This window comes from Lysobacter oryzae DSM 21044 (assembly GCF_059568595.1).
The window spans coordinates 42,191-60,645 of record NZ_JCANTQ010000012.1; the positions used below are offsets into that span (position 1 = coordinate 42,191).

Below are 18,455 nucleotides of genomic sequence, written 5' to 3' on the forward strand. Positions count from 1 at the left end.
CTGGGACATTTCATTGGGCCACCGGTCGGGCCGCAGGCCCGACCGTCCAGCAAAGGAAAGCGGTCATGATCAGGATGTTTAGAGCAGTTTCGTTGACCAGCCTGTGCCTCCTGGCATCGCTGCCACTCGCGCATGCCGGTGACATCCGCAGCCTGCTCGCCCAGGCTGAAGCAACGCGCAGCACGGACCCGAAGGCGTTTGCCGCCGCACTGACGCAGATCGAAAGACAGGGTGCCGGCGCCACCAGGGCGCAGCAGTGGCAGTTCCGATTGCTCAAGTCCTATCAGTCGATCATGAAGGGCCGCTACGACCAGGCGGTCCAACAGGCCATCGAAGTACGCAACGAAGCCAGTGATGTGGCGATCAGGTTCAGGGCCAACCTGCTGATTGCAAACACGACCGCGATCACCCGGGACTTCTCGTTGGGATTACGCAGCCTGGAGACCGCTCTCGAGTTGTCGGATCGCGTGCAGGACTCGCAGCTACGGCAAACCGGGCTCGGGGTTGCTGCCGTGCTTTACAACCAGCACGGGCAATACGCGCTTGGCCAGAATTACGCGGAGCGGCTGCTGGCGCAGAACCCTGCACCCAGGAACCGGTGCCTCGCCAAGCAGGTTCGCTTTGAAGCGCTTTATGGCCTCGGCTCCGAACTGAGCGAAAGCGAGATCGACGAAGCAATCGCCGACTGCGAAAGGCAGAAGGAGCCGATCCCGTCGAACTCGCTGCGCGGATACCTTGCACGTCGCTGGGCGGCACGGGGCCAGGTCGCGCGGGCCGCCGAACTACTGGAAGCCCATCTGCCTGCGGTAGAGGCAACCGGATATCCGCGCCTGATCGGCGAGGTCCATGGACTGCTCGCCGAATATCGCCTGATCCTAGGCGACCCGGCCGGCGCGGAAAAACACGCGCGCGCAGCGCTCACCGGCAGCGGGAACGGTTCGTACTCGCTGCCGCAGGTGACCGCCAACAAGGTTCTCTACGAAGTGGCGTTGCGCCGCAACGACCTCGCGGCCGCGCTGGACTACTATCGCCGCTACGCCGAGTCCGACAAGGCACGCCTGGACGAGATCAAGGCGCGCGAATTCGCATTCCAGCTCAGCCGCAACGAACTGCAGCAGAAGAACCAGTCGATCGAGCTGCTGCAGCGGCAGAACGACGTGCTGCGGCTGCAGCAGGACCTGTCGAAGAAGTCCGCGCAGAACAACCAGCTACTGGTGGCGATGCTGCTGATGGTGCTCGGCGTCGGCGCCTACTGGGCCTACAAGATCAAGCGCGTGCAGGTGATGTTCCGCCGGCAGGCGCAGGTGGACAGCCTGACCGGCGTGAGCAACCGCGGCCACTTCCGCGAGCAGGCCGAAGCGCACCTGGCGCGCTGCAAGGCGCAGGGCAAGGAAGCGGCGCTGGTGCTGCTCGACCTCGACAACTTCAAGCACATCAACGACCGCCACGGCCACGCCACCGGCGACTGGGTGCTCAAGCAGGTGGCGGCCGCGTGCCGTGCCGCCTGCCGCGAGGGTGACCTGTTCGGCCGCCTCGGCGGCGAGGAGTTCGCCATCCTCACCTGCGGCGGCGACCAGCACGCCGCCGAACGCATCGCCCAGCAGTGCCGCGAAACCCTGGCGGCGATCGACACCTCGTCGATCGACCACGAGCAGCCGATCACCGCGAGCTTCGGCTGCGCGACGACCAAGTTGTGCAGCCATGCGTTCGAGAACCTGTTCATGCACGCCGACCGCGCGATGTACCGCGCCAAGGCGGGTGGCCGCGATCGCGTGTGCTCGCACGAGGAGCGGCCGGTGCTGGTGCGCGCGCAGCAGGTGCACGCGTAGGCCCGCATCCGCGGCCACTGGCACGACGACGGCGAAGCCCCTGGGCTTCGCCGTTTTCATTTGCGGCGGCAGCAGCGCGGCGCGGCCTTAACGCCCGCGGGCGCACGCTCGCCCGACGTCCGCCCCGGAGTCCCGCATGAGCAAGTTCACGATCGCCGTCCTCGTCGGCAGCCTGCGCCGCGAGTCCTTCAACCGGAAGCTCGCCGATGCCCTGGCCCGGCTGGCGCCATCCGAGTTCGCCTTCACCCAGCTGCGCATCGACGACCTGCCGCTGTACAACCAGGACGACGACGCACGCCAGGCCGAACCGGTGCTGCGCCTGAAGGGCGAGATCAAGGCCGCCAGCGGCCTGCTGTTCGTCACTCCCGAGTACAACCGCTCGATTCCCGGCGTGCTCAAGAACGCGATCGACCACGCCTCGCGTCCGTACGGACAGAGTGCGTTCGCCGGCAAGCCGGCAGGCGTGATCGGGGCCTCGGTCGGTTCGATCGGCACTGCGGTGGCGCAGCAGCACCTGCGCAACGTGCTGGCCTACCTCGACGTCGCCACGCTGGGCCAGCCGGAGGCCTTCATCCACGCCAAGGACGGCCTGTTCGACGCCGACGGCAATATCGGCGCCGGCAGCCGCGAGTTCCTGCAGGGGTGGATGGATACGTACGCGGCCTTCATCCGCAAGCACGCCGGATAAGGCGGCGCTGCGCTCAGGCCGCGGTCGCGCTGCGCGAGGAGGCCAGGAAGGCGCGCAGCGAGGCCGGCTTCACCGGCTTGGTCAGCACCACGCAGCGGCGCTCGCGCGCGGCGTGCTTGACCGCGTCGCTGCCGTCGCCGGTGACCAGCGCCGCGGGCAACTCGCGCCCGGCGCGCGCCCGCAACGCCTCGATCAGGCCGAGGCCATCGAGGCGGTCGTGCAGGTGGTAGTCGACCAGCAGTACGTCGGGCGGCTCCGCCGCGAGCCGGGCCAGCGCGTCCTCGACGTCGGCCGCGGTCGTGGCCTGCACCTGCCAGCGTCCCAGCAGCGCGCGCATGCCATCGAGGATCTCGCGGTCGTTGTCGACGCACAGCACGCGCAACCCGGCCAGCGAATCCGCCGGCACTTCGGCGCGCATTTCATCGCGCGGCACGAAACGCGCGCGGCCGAACGGCACCACGATCGCGAACATGCTGCCGTGGCCCACGCGCGAACGCACCGCGAGCGGATGCCCGAGCGTGCGCGCGATCCGCTGGCAGATCGACAGGCCCAGGCCGAGGCCGCGTTCGCCCGTGCTGCCGGGCTGCTCGAAGCGGCGGAACTCCTCGAAGATCTGGTCGAGGTGGTGCTCGGAGATGCCGGGGCCGGTGTCCCAGACCTGCAGCGCGACGCTGCCGCGTTGCACGCGCGCGGTCATCAGCACGCCGCCCGCGCGGGTGTAGCGCAGCGCATTGGCGAGGAAGTTCTGCAGCGCGCGCCGCAACAGGCGGCGGTCGCTGTGCACGGGCATCGCGGCCGCGGCCAAGCGCACGCGCAGCTGCAGGCCGCGTTCGGCCGCCATCGGCGCGTACTGCGCCGCCAGTTCGCGCAGCAGTTCGCCGGCGTCGAAGTCGCTGCGCTCGGGCTGCAGCGCACCGGCTTCCAGGCGCGAGATGTCGAGCAGGCCGTCGAGCAGTTCCTCGGCCGCGCGCAGCGAGGCGTCGACACGCTCGGCCAGGTGCGACTGCTCGCCGCTGACACTGCCTTCGCGCAGCGCCGAGGCGAACAGGCGCGCCGCGTTGAGCGGCTGCAGCACGTCGTGGCTGACCGCGGCGAGGAAGCGCGTCTTCGACTGCTGCGCGGCCTCGGCCTCGCGCGTGCGCTGCTCGACGCGCTGCTCCAGGGTCTCGTTGATCTCGCGCAGCGCGGCCTCGGCGCGCTTGTAGTCGGTGACGTCGCTGTAGCTGGTGACGTAGCCGCCGCCGGGCAGCGGCTGGCCGCGCATCTCGATCACCTGGCCGCTGGCGCGCACGCGCTCGAACAGGTGCGGCGTGCCGGCGCGCAGGTGCGCGAGGCGGCGGCGCACCTGCTCCTCGACGCCGGCCGGCGACAGCGGCCCACTGCCCATCTCGCCGCGGCGCGCATTCCAGCGGATCAGGTCGCTGACCGGACGTCCCACGTACAGCATGCCGTCGGGATAGCCGAACAGTTCCTGGTAGCGGCCATTCCACGCCACCAGGCGCATTTCCGCGTCGACCACGCTGACGCCCTGGCTGATGTTCTCCAGCGTCGTCGACAGCACCTGGCGGTTGAAGCGCAGTTCCTGGCTGGCCTCGTCGAGCAGCGAGACGACTTCGCCCAGCTCCATGCCCGAGCCGCGCAGCGCGGTGGTCAGCGTGAGGCGCGCCGAGGCCGCGCCGATCGCGGAGGCCAGCAGGCGTTCGGTGAACTGCGCGAGTGCGCGGTCGGCGGGCTGCTCGGGGTGCCACGCGCGGCCGCGCGCCTGCGCGTAGTCCTCGAAGGCGCGGCGGGCGTGGCGCTCGCCGACGATGCGCTCGGCCAGTGCCAGCAGTTCGCCGCCGCGCACGCCGCCGGCCCAACCGCCGGGACCGAGCGCGGAACGCTGCGCGTACGGATCCAGGTACGAGGTCGCGAGCAACTGGTCCTGCAGGCGCGGCCGCTTCCACGCCGACACGAACACGAAGCTGCCGACATTGCCCAGCAGCGACCACACCACGCCGTGGGTGAGCGCATCCCAGCCGCGCAGGCCGAGCAGTTGCTCCGGCCGCAGCCAGCCGATGCCGAACGGGCCGCTGGCGATCCAGCCCGGGTCGAGCCAGCCGGCGCGCGCGAGCGCCGGCAACAGCAGCGTGTAGCCCCACAACATCGCGCCCACCAGCAGCCCGGTGAACGCGCCGGCACGGCTGGCGCCACGCCAGTACAGGCCGCCGATCAGCGCCGGCGCGAACTGCGCGACCGCGGCGAAAGCGAGCAGGCCGTGCTGGGCCAGGGATTCGCCGGCCGAACCGCGGTGGTAGGCGTAGGCCAGCAGCGCGAGCAGCACGATCGTCACCCGCCGCACCCACAGCACCTGCCGGTCGATGCTCGCGCCTTCGCGCAGCGCGCCGCTGCGCAGCAGCAGCGGCATGACCAGGTCGTTGCTCACCATCGTCGACAAGGCCACGCTCGCCACGATCACCATGCCGGTCGCGGCGGAGAAACCGCCGACGTAGGCCATCAGCGCGAGTTCGTCGTGGCCCAGCGCGAGCGGCAGCGCGAGCACGTAGGTGTCGGGCGAGGCCGCCGTGCCCGCCAGCAAAGACTGGCCGGCGAGCGTGATCGGCACCACCAGCAGGCTGAAGACCACCAGGTAGGCGCCGAACAGCCAGCGCGCCGGGCGCACGTCGGCGGGGTCCTGGCATTCGACCACGGCGACATGGAACTGCCGCGGCAGGCACACGATCGCGGCGAAGGCGAGCAGCGTCTGCGCGACGAAGCCCGCCGGCATGCCCTGCGCGAACACCGTGTGCGAGGCCTGCACCGCGCGGTCGAGCGTGCCGCCGCTGCCGGGCAGGTGCAGCATCGCGAACGCGCCGATGGCGACGAACGCGAGCAGCTTGACCAGCGATTCCAGCGCCACCGCGAGCACCATGCCGCGGTGGTGTTCGGTCGCATCGATCTGGCGCGTGCCGAACAGGATCGCGAACACCGCCAGCAGCAGCGCCACGTACAGCGCCGGATCGCCGGGCAACGCCTTCTCGCTGCCGGGCGCGAGCACCGACACGCTCAGCGCCACCGCCTTGAACTGCAAGGCCACGTACGGCACCGCCGCGACCAGCGCGACCGCGGCAACCAGCGCCGCCAGGCCCGGCGCGCGCCCGTAACGCGAGGAGAGGAAGTCGGCGATCGACACGATCCGGTGCTCGCCCGAGATCAGCACCAGCCGCTCGAGGATGCGCCAGCCGAACAGCAGCATCAGCAGCGGCCCGAGGTAGATCGGCAGGAAGCCCAGTCCGGTGCGCGCCGCGGTGCCGACCGCGCCGTAGAAGGTCCACGAGGAGCAGTACACGGCCAGCGCCAGCGCGTAGACCAGCGGGCGCAGCCAGTGCTGCTGCGCCTTCGTGCCCGGCTCGCGCTGGTCGCCGAGGTAGGCGACGGCGAACAGCAGGCCGACGTAGCCCAGCGACACCAGCAGCAATACCCAGCCCGGAATCACGCGGAATTCACCTGCGGCGCAGCCGCGCGCCTTCGCTGCGAGTGTACGGCCCGGCACCAGGCGCGATCGGCCTGCGCAACAAAGTCGTAGGCCGGCCTGCGGGACCGCTGTCGACGCGAGTCGAGCCTTCCGCAAGCGGCGAATCCGCGGCTGGCGGTGCACACGCCGGCGCATTGCTGCGGCGCGGCGTGCACGCCCCGGATGCGATGTGCAGGATGCGCGCGCCGCATGGGCCGCGGCAGGAGTGGAGACCCGGGCCGGTCGACCACTCGTCGTCACCACCGTATCGCTGCCGTCGGACCGCAAGGGGCGATGGCCGGAGGGCGTGCTGTCCAGCGCACTCCGCATCCGGGCGAACGGCACGACGCGGAAGCACAGGGATGTCCGTACGCACGCTGCCTGCGTCGCGACCACGGCCCACGCTCCCGTCCGGGTGACGGCACCTGTTGCCGAACGCATGTCCCCCCGGAGTTCCCATGCCGCCCGTAATCGCCCCGCCCGCCCCGCGCCCTGCCTGCGTGCCACGCACGCCTCCCGCCGCGCCGCACACGTCCTGACGAATCGCTACGCCCGCCAGTGCGGGCGGATCGTCCGTCGAGTGCCGCCGGCAGCGCTCACGGTTTGCAGTGCCTGCAGTTCCTTATGGCGACGGCTTCCCCTGTTCCGCCGTCCATGTGGCAGTCCGACTCGTCCGGTGTCCCACCCAATCCGATGCCCCCCGCCGCGAGGCACGCACTGCCCGCGTCCAGGAAGACGCCGTCGCGTGCCGGCAGTCGGTATCGACATCCCATCTACCAAGGAGAGAGTTGTGGAACTGAGCAAGTTGAATCTTCTCGCCCTGTCGCCGCTGGCGTTCGCGATCGCGTGCGCCCCCGCCATGGCGGCCTCGCGCGTGGACCTGCACCAGCAGGATGCCAAGCGGATCGAAGCGCAGTACAAGGCCGCCACCGCGCGCGCCGGCATCGCCGCCAGCGCCGCCGACCGCCACGCCGAGATGCTCGGCCTGGAGGCCGACTCCGGCCTCAGGCTGATGAGCACCGACACCAGCAACGGCACCGTGCGCCGCTACCAGCAGACCTTCCGCGGCATCCCGGTGTTCGGCGAGGACGTCGTCGTCGCCGAGGACCGCAACGGCAACCTGCGCACCATGTTCGGCCGCCGCATCGACGGCCTGGCGCGCGAACTGCCGGCCGCCGCCGCCAAGCTCGACAAGAGCCGCGCGCTCGCGATCGGCAAGCAGGCCGGCCTCGGCAGCAGCCTGGTCGCCAAGCGCACCGAGAACGAGAAGAGCGACCTGATGATCTGGGTCGACGACAACGACCGCGCGCACCTGGTCTACGTCGTCTCCTACTTCGCCGACAGCGCCCAGGGCGGCGCGCCGACGCGTCCGTTCGTGATCGTCGACGCCAACAACGGCCGCGTGCTCAAGCAGTGGGAGGGCCTGACCCACGCCCTCGTCGGCACCGGCCCCGGCGGCAACGCCAAGACCGGCCAGTACGAGTGGGGTTCGGGCGGCCGCTACGGCTTCCTCGACGTCGCGCAGAGCGGCAGCACCTGCACGATGAACAACGCCAACGTGAAGTCGGTGAACCTCAACGGCGGCACCACCGGCACCACGGCGTACTCGTACACCTGCCCGCGCAACACCTACAAGACCATCAACGGCAGCTACTCGCCGATCAACGACGCCCACTACTTCGGCGGCGTGATCACCAGCATGTACCCGGCCTACACCGGCTACAACGCGCTGAGCTTCCAGCTGGTCATGCGCGTGCACTACAGCTCGAGCTACGAGAACGCGTTCTGGGACGGCTCGACGATGAGCTTCGGCGACGGCGCCAGCACGTTCTACCCGCTGGTCAGCGCCGACGTGGCCGGCCACGAGGTCTCGCACGGCTTCACCGAGCAGCACTCCAACCTGACCTACTCGGGCCAGTCCGGCGGCATCAACGAAGCCTTCTCAGACATGGGCGGCGAAGCGACCGAGTTCTACTGGAAGGGCGCGTCCGACTTCCTCGTCGGCCAGGAGATCTTCAAGTCGACCGGCGCGCTGCGCTACATGTGCAACCCGACCCAGGACGGCCGCTCGATCGACAACGCCGCCAACTACACCTCGGGCCTGGACGTGCACTACTCCTCGGGCGTGTACAACAAGGCGTTCTGCAACCTGGCCAAGACGGCGGGCTGGGACGTGCCGAAGGCGTTCAAGGTGTTCGCCCGCGCCAATGCGCTGTACTGGACGGCCAGCTCCACCTACAACAGCGCCGCGTGCGGCGTGGAAACGGCGGCGACCGACGTGGGCCTGGCCAAGGCCGACGTCACCGCGGCGTTCACCACGGTCGGCGTCAGCTGCGCGGGCGGCGGCGGCGGCGGCGGCACCACCACGGCCCTGACCAAGGGCGTGGCCGTGACCGGCATCGGCGCCAGCACCGGCGGCTACGTGAAGTACAAGCTGGACGTGCCGGCCGGCGCGACCAACCTGACCTTCACCACCTCCGGCGGCACCGGTGATGCGGACATGTACGTGAAGTTCGGCAGCGCGCCGACCGACACCGTGTATGACTGCCGTCCGTACAAGTCGGGCAATGCCGAGTCGTGCACCTTCGCGGCGCCGTCGGCGGGTACCTACTACGTCAACCTGAAGGCCTACTCGACCTTCTCGGGCGTGAGCCTGGTCGGCGACTACACCACCGGTGGCGGCGGTGGCGGCGGCACGCAGACGTACTCCAACACGGCCGACTACAACATCCCGGACAACAACGCGACGGGCATCACCAGCCCGATCACCGTGTCCGGCCGCACCGGCAACGGTCCGACCAACGCGTCGATCTCGGTCAACATCGTCCACACGTACTCGGGCGACCTGAAGGTCGACCTGATCGCGCCGGACGGTTCGGTGTACAACCTGCGCAGCAACACCGGCGGCAGCGCCGACAACATCGTCGAGACCTACACCAAGGATGTCTCGACCGAAGCGCTGAACGGCACCTGGAAGCTGCGCGTGATCGACAACGCCTCGATCGATACCGGCTACATCAACAGCTGGAGCGTCACGTTCTGATGCCGCGTGGCCCGGGGCGCCTGGCGCCCCGGGCCATCGATGACGAACGCGTTGACCGATGCCGGCGGGCGCCATGCCCGCCGGCATCGCATCCACCATCCATCGGCTGGGCCGCGCCGGCACCCATGCAGGACGCGCCGATGATCATCACAGGGAGAGTCCGATGAATTTTCGCTCCGCGCTGACCGCGCCGATCGCCGTTCCGCCCAATGCCGCGCGCGTTGCCATGCTTGCCATGGCGCTGCTTGCCGCCGTCTGCTTCGCCCCTGCGCTCCGCGCACAGACCTTCAGCGGCGCGCCCGCGCGCAGCGAGGATGCGCTCGCACCGGTCTACGTCGTCGCATCGCGCGCCACCTATCTCGCCGGCCTGCAGGAACTGGCCAGCCAAGGCCTGGCCCGCCGCGATAGCCAGGGCCACGAGCTGGTGATCGCCAGGCTGCGCGCCCACCAGGTCGGCGACCTCGCCCGCCACGTGCACGAGAAGGAAAACCGCTGCGGCGGCTTCTTCGCCTTCGACAGCCTGGCCGAGGCGGAAGAGTTCATCCGCAACGACCGCAGCGCCCTGGCCGCCAGGCGCAACACGCTCGCCGGCGCGCTGCTGGCCGCACCGATCGACAACGGCGCCACAGTGAATCCGTGGCTGGGCAACGTCGACGCCGCACGCATCAGGTCGACCATCGCCACGCTGTCGGCCTACGGCAACCGCTACTACACCGCGCCGACCGGCAAGACCTCGGCGGAATGGATCAAGTCGACCTGGGACACGCTCGCCAGCGGCCGCGGCGATGTCAGCAGCGAGCTGTTCGCCTGCAGCAACTGCTCCACGCAACCGTCGGTGATCCTCACCATCCAGGGCGCGGAACTGCCCAACGAGATCGTGGTGCTCGGTGCGCACCTGGATTCGATCAACTCCAGCGCCGGCGGCAGCACCACCCAGGTGGCGCCGGGCGCGGACGACGATGCCTCGGGCATCGCCACGCTCACCGAAGTCCTGCGCGTTGCGCTCGCCAATGGCTGGCGGCCCAGGCGCACGGTGAAATTCATGGGTTACGCCGCCGAGGAAGTCGGCCTGCGCGGCTCCAACGCGATCGCCCAGTCGTTCGCCAGCGCGGGCAAGAACGTCGTCGGCGTGCTGCAGCTGGACATGACCAACTACCAGACCGGCAGCACCGAGATGCGCATCGTCAGCGACTACTCGAACGCCGACATGAAGCAGTTCCTCGCCGACCTGTTCGACACCTACCTCGCGCCGCTCGGCATCCAGCGCGGCACCTACACCTGCGGCTACGGCTGCTCCGACCATGCCTCGTGGACCAGCGCCGGCTACCCGGCCGCGATCATGTTCGAGGGCGGCACGTCCAGCGGTGGCTACAACCCCAACATCCACGGCACTGGCGACACGCTGGCGGCGATGGGCGACAGCGCCGCACCGTCGGCGCACTTCGCCAGGCTCGGCCTCGCCTTCCTCGGCGAACTCGCCAAGACCGCGGGCGGCACCCGCAACGCCCCGCCGGTGGCCAATTTCAGCAGCAGCGTGAGCGGGCTGACGGCCAGCTTCACCGATGCATCCAGCGACAGCGACGGCAGCATCGCTTCGCGCAGCTGGAACTTCGGCGACGGCACGACCTCCACCGCGACCAACCCCAGCAAGACCTACAGCGCATCCGGCAGCTACACGGTCACCCTGACCGTCACCGACAACGGCGGCGCGAGCAGCAGCAAGTCGCAGGCGGTGACCGTCGGTGGCGGTGGGTCGATGCTGCAGAACGGGGTGCCCGTGACCGGCATCGGCGGCGCCGCCGGCAGCGAGCAGCGCTGGACGCTGCAGGTGCCCAGCGACTCGATCAACCTGAAGTTCGTCACCTCCGGCGGTAGCGGCGACGCGGACCTGTACGTGAAGTACGGCGCCGCGCCGACCCCCACCAGCTACGACTGCAAGTCCGAAGGCAGCACCACCGCGGAAACCTGCAGCCTGCCGGCGGCGACGCCGGGCACCTGGCACGTGCTGGTGAAGGGTTATTCGGCGTTCTCCGGGACGAGCCTCACCGGCAGCTACACGATCAGCGGCCCGCGCACGAGCTACAGCAACGCCGCCGACTACGCGATCAGCGACAACGCCACGGTGGATTCTCCGATCACCGTCTCCGGCCGCAGCGGCAACGCGCCGGCGGACGCTCAGGTGACGGTCGCGATCGTGCATACCTACATCGGCGACCTGAAGGTGGACCTGGTCGCGCCCGACGGCACGCTCTACAACATCCACAACCGCAGCGGCGGCAGCGCCGACAACATCAACCGCACGGTGACGCTGAACCTGTCCAGCGAAGCCATGAACGGCGCCTGGAAATTGCGCGTAAACGACAACGCCAGCGGCGATACCGGCAGGATCGACAGCTGGAGCATCGCGTTCTGACGCGATGCCGTTGCCCAGTAGCAGCAAGCCCCGGTGCGCCGGGGCTTGCTGTTCGTGCGGACGTCAGTCGCGCGCACCGGCGAGCGCAGTGCCGTGCACCAGGTAGTGGTTGAGCCGCGCCTCCCAGTCGCGCATGAAGGCCTCGTAGCACGCGGCGGTGAAGTCCGCGACGAACGCATCGCCGGCCGGCCCCAGGCTCGTGTGCATGTAGGTCACGGCGGCGTCGCAACCGGCGTCGGTGGCCTGCAACAGGATGCGCAGGCGGCAGGCGGTCACGCCGGGCGTGATCTTCAGCATCTCGACGAAGCCGGCATCCGGCTCATGCCGGGTCATGTACCAGATTGCGTCGGTGGGTTCGGCCGCGGTGGTGAAGACGCAGTCGGTTTCGGCCACGCCCGACCCGCTCACGACCAGCAATGGATTCCAGCCTTCGATCCAGTCGGCTTCGCGCACCGGGCACAGCAACGGGAACACCCGCTCAGGCGCGGCGACGAGGCGCTGCACGTAGGTGTGGGCGACGCGATTGGGCATCCGGATGTTCATGGCGTTCTCCTCGCTGTGTTTCGGGCGCGCAAAAAAGAAGCCCGCCTTGCGGCGGGCTTCGGTGTTGCTCGAACAAGCCGGTCAGCAACCGGCTGGAAGACTTACTTGATCTTGCCTTCCTTGTAGATCACATGCTTGCGAACGACGGGGTCGTACTTCTTGACCTCCATCTTGTTCGGCGTGTTCTTCTTGTTCTTGTCCGTGGTGTAGAAGTGGCCGGTGTTGGCCGAGGAGATCAGGCGGATCTTGTCGCGCTTGGAAGCCATGATTCAGATCCTCCTTAGATCTTCTCGCCGCGCTTGCGCAGGTCGGCCAGGACGGCGTCGATGCCGTTCTTGTCGATGGTGCGCAGGGCAGCCGTGGAAAGACGCAGCTTCACCCAGCGGTTTTCGCTGGCGACCCAGAACCGGCGTTCATGCAGGTTCGGGAGGAAACGGCGGCGGGTCTTGTTGTTGGCGTGCGAGACGTTGTTGCCGACTTGCACGCGCTTGCCGGTAACTTGGCATACGCGGGACATACGCACCTCGAGAGGTATTTGATGCTTCCCTTGGCCAGGGAGGCGGCGGCCCCTCCGCCCGCGGTGGATTGCGGCGGCACACGATGCGGGTCGGAAGTCCTAGCTGCCGGCGGCGGGCCGGAATCGTGGTTCCGGGTCCCGCCCGGTCGAGGCCAGGAGGCCGACCGGACGCAGCGAGCCGCGCATTATGCCTGCGAAGCGCGGCCCGGACAAGGCTTATCCACAGGCCCGCGGGCCGCCCGGCCCGGCCGACTCGCCCCCTGGGACCGCCGCGCTTCCGCCCGTGGCCGGCAAGGGGGTCAGTGCGTCGCCTTGTCCCGCTGCCAGCCGCGGTGGCGGATGTCGAGCCAGAGGCTGTAGCAGGCGGTGAAGGTCGGAAACAGGTTCTGCAGGATGCCGACCGAGTCGTTCTTGCCGAACGTGAAGTAGGCCAGGGTCATCACGCTGCCCAGGATGCTCATGTACCAGAACAGCCGCGGGATCACCGGCTTGCCGTAGCGCTTGCTGGCGACGAACTGCACCACCCAGCGCCCGCCGAACATGAGCGCGCCGGTCAGGCCGATCAGCTTCCACGGCGACATGTGCAGCCCGGTCCACGTCAGCCACGCGATCGGGGAGTTCATCACGTCCGCGCTGGCGGCGGCGGTGGCGACCATCAGCATCAGAGTTCCTCGACCGCGGTGCGCTTGCTGCGCGTGATCAGCCAGGCCACGCCACGCAGGTCGCGGATGCCGACCAGGGCGCGGTTGAGGTTGTTGTACTTGGACACGCCGGTGGTGCGGGCGCGGTGGTTCACCGGCACGCTGACCGTCTTCCAGCCCGCGCGCTGCATCAGCGCCGGCAGGTAGCGGTGCATGTGGTCGAAGTACGGCAGGTCGAGGAAGGCGGCGCGCTCGAACAGCTTGATGCCGCAACCGGTGTCGGGCGTGTCGTCGCGCAGCATGCGCGCGCGGATCGCATTGGCCCACTTGCTCGCCCAGCGCTTGCTGCCGGTGTCCTGGCGGTTGACGCGCCAGCCGGCGAACAGCTTCACCTCGCCGGGATCGCCGCCGCGCTTGGCGATCAGCTTGGGGATGTCGGCCGGATCGTTCTGGCCGTCGCCGTCCAGGGTGGCGATCCATGCCCCACGCGCGGCCTTCACGCCGGTGCGGATCGCGGTGCTCTGGCCGCTCTGGCTGGCATGGCTGAGCACGCGCAGCTCCGGCACCTCAGCCTTAAGGCCGCGCAGCACCGACAGGGTGTCGTCGCGCGAGTGGTCGTCGACATAGACGATCTCGAACGGAACCACGCCGCGCAATGCGGCCACGATCTCGTGGACCAGCGGCGGCACGTTGTCCCGCTCGTTGAACACGGGCACGACGACGGAGATCTCGGGGAGTGCGGTCATTTCGGCATCTTCAGGCCGCGCGCCGCGGGCGGCGGCTGAATGGGCGGACGTTGGGCGTGCATCCTACCCGCCCGAAGTTGCGACGTCAGTCCCGTTATTGCGCCTGTTCAGGCCCGGTCGCCGAAGTAGTCGCGGCACCAGGCCACGACCTGCGGCAGTCCGGCCTCGATCGCGGTCGCCGGTTCGAAGCCGAATGCCGCCTTGGCACGCGCGGTGTCGGCCATGGTTTCGAGCATGTCGCCGGGCTGCATCGGCCGGTACACCTTCTGCGCCGGCCGGCCGGCGGCCTGCTCGATCACGGCGATGAAGCGCTCCAGTTCCACCGGCGTGTGGTTGCCCAGGTTGAATACCCGGTGCGGCGGCTCGTCGCTCGGCGGATGGTCGAGCGCGCCCAGCACGCCGGCGACGATGTCGGCGATGAAGGTGAAGTCGCGGCGCATCCTGCCGTGGTTGAACACGTCGATGGGCCGGCCCGCCAGAACCGCGCGCGAGAACAGCAGCGGCGCCATGTCCGGGCGTCCCCACGGTCCGTACACGGTGAAGAAGCGCAAGCCGGTCGCGTGCAATCCGTACAGGTGCGCGTAGGTGTGCGCCATCAGCTCGTTGGCGGCCTTGGTGGCCGCATACAGCGAGCGCGGCTGGTCGATGCGCTGGTCCTCGGAGAACGGCGGCGTGGCCGAGTCGCCGTACACGGACGAGGAACTCGCATACGCCAGGTGCTGCACCCCGCGATGGCGGCACAGCTCCAGCAGGTTGACGAATCCGACCAGGTTGCTGTCGACGTAGGCATGCGGGTGGGTCAGCGAATAGCGCACGCCGGCCTGCGCGGCCAGGTGCACCACCCGGGTGGGCGGCACTTCGTCGAACAGCGCCGCCAGGCCGTCGCGGTCGACCAGGTCGAGCACGCGGATGTCGGCGTCCGGGCACAACGCCGCGACGCGATCGCGCTTGATCTGCGGATCGTAGTAGTCGTTGTAGTTGTCGAGTCCGACCACGGCGTCGCCGCGATCCAAGAGCGCACGGCACACGTGGGCGCCGATGAAGCCGGCCGCGCCGGTCACGAGGATGGTCATGCGCGCATTCTAGTGAGCGCGCCGGAAGATTGCCCTCACGCCCGCGCTCAGCGCGGCGGCGCGGCGAGTTCCTGTGCGTCGAGGAAGCCATCGCGGTCGACATCCTGGCGGACGAACATCGCGGCCAGCGATGCGCGATGCTCGAGCAGGCTGACGGTGCGGCCCTTGCCGCCGGGCAGTTCGTCGGCCGTCAGCAGGCCATCGCCGTTGAGGTCCATGCGCTCGAACCCATAGCCCATCCAGGCCTGGTATTCGGCCAGCGACACGCGGCCATCGCGATCGTCGTCCATGCGCGCGAGGTAATCGTTCGCGGCAGGGACCTGCGCACCGGCCAGCAGCGGCCACAGCGCCGTCGCCGCGAGCGCGCAATGGAGCGACGCCATGACGCGCGCGCTGCGCTGGCGGGCCCGCGCCGGCAAACGACGAAGGGGCGTTGCCGCCCCTTCGCCTGGCAGACGTGGCGTGCGCGCGCCCATCAGGCGCCGATGCGCGCCGGCGCCAGCGCGTAGCCCTTCAGGCGCAGCGAGAACGCCTGCAACGCAGCATTGCCCGAAGCCTCCGCTTCCGCGCACCACGCCTGCAGCTTGGCCAGCGTGGCCTGGGCGTCGTGCGAACGTTCGTCCAGCACCTGCGACAGCCGCGCACGGAATTCGGCGAGTTGCGCGATCCGCGGACGCTCGGCCACCCAGGCCTGCAGGCGGGCGCGCTTGTCGTCGTCGAGCCAGCGGCCGCCATCGGCCAAGCCCTGGCGCAGCTTGCGCGGCAGCTTGAGCTTGGCCTCGCGCAGCGCCGGCAGGGTGACGTTGCGGTAGTAGTCGGTCATGGCCTGGAAGCGGATCGCCAGCAGCGCCTTCATGGTCTCGCCGTCGGGCATGGCGATGTTCGGGCGCACGTCGAGCGTGGGCGCCACGCGCAGCACCTTGGCCAGGCCGATCTTCTCGAACGCGCGGATCGCGACCCAGCCGATGTCGACTTCGAACTTGCGCAGCGCGAACTTCGCCGACGACGGGAAAGCATGGTGGTTGTTGTGCAGTTCCTCGCCGCCGATCCACAGGCCCCAGGGCGAGAGGTTCGTCGCGGTGTCGCTGGTTTCGAAGTTGCGATAGCCCCACCAGTGACCGAGGCCGTTGACCACGCCCGCGGCCCAGAACGGAATCCACGCCATCTGGATCGCCCACAGCGCGACGCCGACGAAACCGAACAGCGCGAACTGGATCAGCAGCAGCAGCGTCGGCCCCATCGTCGCGTGCGGGGTGTAGAGGTGGCGCTCGATCCAGTCGTCCGGGCAGCCCTTGCCGTACTTCTCGATCGACTCGCGGTCGGCGCGCGCTTCCTTGTAGAGCTCGACGCCGCGCCAGAACACGGTCTTGATGCCCTTGATCTGCGGGCTGTGCGGATCTTCCTCGGTCTCGCACTTGGCGTGGTGCTTGCGGTGGATCGCGGCCCACTCCTTGGTGACCATCGAGGTCGACAGCCAGGTCCAGAAGCGGAAGAAGTGCGCGAGCACCGGATGGAAGTCCACCGCGCGATGCGCCTGCGAACGATGCAGGTACAGCGTCACCGAGAAGATGGTCAGCTGGGTGGCGACCAGGAAATAGATCGCGAGGGTTCCCCAGCCGGCCTGCAGCAGGCCACCGGCGAGGAAATCGAGCAATGCGGACATGGAAACTCCGGAGCGGGGGGCGTCCGCCCTTCGCCCGGGGCGAAGAGGGTGGGTGGAAGGACGCGTCCCGCAGGGCAGTTTGCCACCCCGTCCGGACGTTCGCCCCTGTATGGAACCACCTTTTTGATGGGGGCCGTGACGAGGTTCAGCAAGGGAGAAAAGCTGAATGGCCGCTCCGATCGACCGCTCCGTAAGCTAGGCGGAATGCCGCGCCGCGGGCGGCCGCGGGATGCGCACATGGCGAGGTCCTGAATGCCTGAACTCCCCGAAGTCGAAACGACCCGGCGCGGCCTCGCGCCCCATCTGGAAGGCCGCACCATCACCGCCGTCACCCTGCGCCGGCCGGACCTGCGCTGGCCGATCCCGCGCGAGGTCCGCGACCTGCTGCCGGGCCAGCGCATCGCCGCGGTGCGCCGCCGCGCCAAGTACCTGCTGCTCGATACCCAGGCCGGCAGCGCCCTGCTGCACCTGGGCATGTCCGGCAGCCTGCGGGTGTTGCCGGCGGCGACGCCGGTGAAGGCGCACGACCATGTCGACTTCGCCCTGGATTCGCGGCGCGTACTGCGCTTCACCGACCCGCGCCGCTTCGGCTGCCTGCTGTGGCAGCCCCCGGGCGAGACCCACGAGCTGCTCCGCGAGCTCGGCCCCGAGCCGCTGTCGGACGCGTTCGACGGCGACTACCTGTTCGCCCTGAGCCGCGGCCGCAAGGCGCCGGTGAAGAGCTTCCTGATGGACCAGCGGGTCGTGGTCGGGGTCGGCAACATCTACGCCGCCGAAGCCCTGTTCGAGGCCGGCATTTCCCCGCTGCGGGCGGCCGGGAAGGTCTCGCGGGAGCGCTACGCGCTGCTCGCGGCCGCGGTGCAGCGCATCCTCGCGTACGCGATCGAGCGGGGGGGCACCACCCTGCGCGACTTCATCAGCCCCGACGGCGAACCGGGCTACTTCGAGCTCGAGCTGGCCGCCTACGGCCGCGGCGGCGAGCCCTGCCCGCGCTGCGGACGCCCGCTGAAACAGGCCGCGATCGGCCAGCGCACGACGGTGTGGTGCGGCCACTGCCAGAAGTAGGCGTCTGCCGGCCTTCCGCCTGCGCAACGGGAGCGCCGGGCGGCGCTGCGCGCATTGCGCGGGCTCCCGGGGGCCCACGCCGCCCTGCAGGGAATGGGTTTATATTCGGCCCATCTCCGGGGGTTGGGTAACAAATGGCGGATAGCGCGGACATCACCTTGCTGCTGGATGCGGCCCGTGGCGGAGACCGCGGCGCGCTCGACAACGTGCTCGCCCGCCTCTACAGCGAACTGCACTCCATGGCGCGGCGCCAGCTCGCCGGCCAGCATGGGCAGACGCTCGACGCCACCGCCCTGGTCCACGAGGCCTACCTGAAACTGATCGGCCGGCGCGAGGCCCACTTCGACGACCGCGCCCACTTCTTCGCCTATGCGGCCTCCGCGATGCGCAGCGTGGTCGTGGACTACGCGCGCCAGCGCCTGGCGCAGAAGCGCGGCGGCGACCTGCATCGCGTCACCGACCTGCCCGAGGACGTCGAGGGCGGCCTGCGCCTGGACGAGGAGACGCTCGGGCTCGACGTCGCCCTGACCAAGCTCGCCGCAGTCGACCAGAAGCTCGCGCAGGTGGTGGAACTGCGCTACTTCGCCGGCCTGTCGGAACTGGAGATCGCCGCCCTGCTCGAACGCTCGGAGCGCAGCATCCGCCGCGACTGGCAGAAGGCGCGCATGTTCCTGCTGGCGTCGTTGAAGGATTCCTGAGTCACGCCGTCGCCGGCAGCGGCGACGAACATCCGCGGGGGAG

The 18,455-nt window shown here is 69.5% G+C and carries 15 protein-coding genes; 6 read left to right on the forward strand and 9 right to left on the reverse strand.

Going from position 1 to position 18,455, the window contains the following annotated elements:
• The first annotated feature begins 74 nt into the window (after positions 1 to 74).
• Both BP05_RS10705 and BP05_RS10710 read left to right on the forward strand, forming a co-directional pair.
• Positions 75 to 1,829: a diguanylate cyclase gene (locus BP05_RS10705; RefSeq protein ID WP_496363256.1), complete on the forward strand. Its 1,755-nt coding sequence runs from the start codon at positions 75 to 77 to the stop codon at positions 1,827 to 1,829.
• Between the two features lie 136 nt (positions 1,830 to 1,965).
• Entirely contained in the window at positions 1,966 to 2,517 is a 552-nt protein-coding gene (locus tag BP05_RS10710; protein ID WP_496363258.1) for an NADPH-dependent FMN reductase, read from the forward strand.
• A 13-nt stretch (positions 2,518 to 2,530) separates the two neighbouring features.
• On the opposite strand, the gene BP05_RS10715 is transcribed toward BP05_RS10710, so the two are convergent.
• The gene (locus BP05_RS10715; protein ID WP_496363260.1) at positions 2,531 to 5,992 is read right to left on the reverse strand and encodes a hybrid sensor histidine kinase/response regulator; all 3,462 of its coding nucleotides are present in this window, start codon (positions 5,990 to 5,992) and stop codon (positions 2,531 to 2,533) included.
• A gap of 808 nt (positions 5,993 to 6,800) precedes the next feature.
• Here BP05_RS10715 and BP05_RS10720 point away from each other — a divergent pair.
• Together BP05_RS10720 and BP05_RS10725 are read left to right on the forward strand one after the other, a co-directional pair.
• On the forward strand, positions 6,801 to 9,053 hold the full coding sequence (locus BP05_RS10720) for a M4 family metallopeptidase (protein ID WP_496363262.1): 2,253 nt from the start codon (positions 6,801 to 6,803) through the stop codon (positions 9,051 to 9,053).
• A 163-nt stretch (positions 9,054 to 9,216) separates the two neighbouring features.
• Positions 9,217 to 11,466, forward strand: coding sequence for a M20/M25/M40 family metallo-hydrolase (locus BP05_RS10725; RefSeq protein WP_496363264.1), 2,250 nt, complete (start codon positions 9,217 to 9,219; stop codon positions 11,464 to 11,466).
• A 63-nt stretch (positions 11,467 to 11,529) separates the two neighbouring features.
• On the opposite strand, the gene BP05_RS10730 is transcribed toward BP05_RS10725, so the two are convergent.
• The 8 genes from BP05_RS10730 to BP05_RS10765 form a co-directional block, all read right to left on the reverse strand.
• Positions 11,530 to 12,009, reverse strand: a complete 480-nt coding sequence (locus BP05_RS10730) for a hypothetical protein (protein WP_496363266.1) — start codon at positions 12,007 to 12,009, stop codon at positions 11,530 to 11,532.
• A 101-nt stretch (positions 12,010 to 12,110) separates the two neighbouring features.
• Positions 12,111 to 12,278: a 50S ribosomal protein L33 gene (gene rpmG / locus BP05_RS10735; RefSeq protein WP_175489134.1), complete on the reverse strand. Its 168-nt coding sequence runs from the start codon at positions 12,276 to 12,278 to the stop codon at positions 12,111 to 12,113.
• Positions 12,279 to 12,289: 11 nt separating this feature from the next.
• A complete protein-coding gene (gene rpmB, locus BP05_RS10740; RefSeq protein WP_496363268.1) occupies positions 12,290 to 12,526 on the reverse strand; it encodes a 50S ribosomal protein L28 in 237 nt (78 codons plus the stop codon).
• A 299-nt stretch (positions 12,527 to 12,825) separates the two neighbouring features.
• Positions 12,826 to 13,188 (reverse strand): lipid-A-disaccharide synthase N-terminal domain-containing protein, encoded by a 363-nt coding sequence (locus BP05_RS10745; RefSeq protein WP_496363270.1) that lies wholly within the window; start codon positions 13,186 to 13,188, stop codon positions 12,826 to 12,828.
• Positions 13,188 to 13,913, reverse strand: coding sequence for a glycosyltransferase family 2 protein (locus BP05_RS10750; RefSeq protein WP_496363272.1), 726 nt, complete (start codon positions 13,911 to 13,913; stop codon positions 13,188 to 13,190). The genes BP05_RS10745 and BP05_RS10750 overlap by 1 nt, the downstream gene beginning before the upstream one ends.
• Before the next feature lie 107 nt (positions 13,914 to 14,020).
• Entirely contained in the window at positions 14,021 to 14,986 is a 966-nt protein-coding gene (locus BP05_RS10755) for an NAD-dependent epimerase/dehydratase family protein (protein ID WP_496363274.1), read from the reverse strand.
• 47 nt (positions 14,987 to 15,033) lie between these two features.
• Complete coding sequence (locus tag BP05_RS10760; RefSeq protein WP_496363276.1) at positions 15,034 to 15,369, reverse strand: EF-hand domain-containing protein; 336 nt, start codon at positions 15,367 to 15,369, stop codon at positions 15,034 to 15,036.
• A gap of 92 nt (positions 15,370 to 15,461) precedes the next feature.
• Positions 15,462 to 16,649, reverse strand: a complete 1,188-nt coding sequence (locus tag BP05_RS10765; protein WP_496363278.1) for a DesA family fatty acid desaturase — start codon at positions 16,647 to 16,649, stop codon at positions 15,462 to 15,464.
• A 252-nt stretch (positions 16,650 to 16,901) separates the two neighbouring features.
• Here BP05_RS10765 and mutM point away from each other — a divergent pair, with 252 nt between their 5' ends.
• Positions 16,902 to 17,714: a bifunctional DNA-formamidopyrimidine glycosylase/DNA-(apurinic or apyrimidinic site) lyase gene (mutM, locus tag BP05_RS10770; protein ID WP_496363280.1), complete on the forward strand. Its 813-nt coding sequence runs from the start codon at positions 16,902 to 16,904 to the stop codon at positions 17,712 to 17,714.
• 134 nt (positions 17,715 to 17,848) lie between these two features.
• On the forward strand, positions 17,849 to 18,412 hold the full coding sequence (locus BP05_RS10775; protein WP_386754808.1) for an ECF-type sigma factor: 564 nt from the start codon (positions 17,849 to 17,851) through the stop codon (positions 18,410 to 18,412).
• Positions 18,413 to 18,455: the final 43 nt, after the last annotated feature.

Coding starts and splice junctions, on each gene's coding strand:
- BP05_RS10705 (WP_496363256.1), top strand. CDS start 75: ATGTTTAGAGCAGTTTCGTTGACCAGCCTGTGCCTCCTGGCATCGCTG.
- BP05_RS10710 (WP_496363258.1), top strand. CDS start 1,966: ATGAGCAAGTTCACGATCGCCGTCCTCGTCGGCAGCCTGCGCCGCGAG.
- BP05_RS10725 (WP_496363264.1), top strand. CDS start 9,217: ATGAATTTTCGCTCCGCGCTGACCGCGCCGATCGCCGTTCCGCCCAAT.
- BP05_RS10730 (WP_496363266.1), bottom strand. CDS start 12,009: ATGAACATCCGGATGCCCAATCGCGTCGCCCACACCTACGTGCAGCGC.
- rpmB (WP_496363268.1), bottom strand. CDS start 12,526: ATGTCCCGCGTATGCCAAGTTACCGGCAAGCGCGTGCAAGTCGGCAAC.
- BP05_RS10745 (WP_496363270.1), bottom strand. CDS start 13,188: ATGCTGATGGTCGCCACCGCCGCCGCCAGCGCGGACGTGATGAACTCC.
- BP05_RS10750 (WP_496363272.1), bottom strand. CDS start 13,913: ATGACCGCACTCCCCGAGATCTCCGTCGTCGTGCCCGTGTTCAACGAG.
- BP05_RS10755 (WP_496363274.1), bottom strand. CDS start 14,986: ATGACCATCCTCGTGACCGGCGCGGCCGGCTTCATCGGCGCCCACGTG.
- BP05_RS10760 (WP_496363276.1), bottom strand. CDS start 15,369: ATGGCGTCGCTCCATTGCGCGCTCGCGGCGACGGCGCTGTGGCCGCTG.
- BP05_RS10765 (WP_496363278.1), bottom strand. CDS start 16,649: ATGTCCGCATTGCTCGATTTCCTCGCCGGTGGCCTGCTGCAGGCCGGC.
- mutM (WP_496363280.1), top strand. CDS start 16,902: ATGCCTGAACTCCCCGAAGTCGAAACGACCCGGCGCGGCCTCGCGCCC.
- BP05_RS10775 (WP_386754808.1), top strand. CDS start 17,849: ATGGCGGATAGCGCGGACATCACCTTGCTGCTGGATGCGGCCCGTGGC.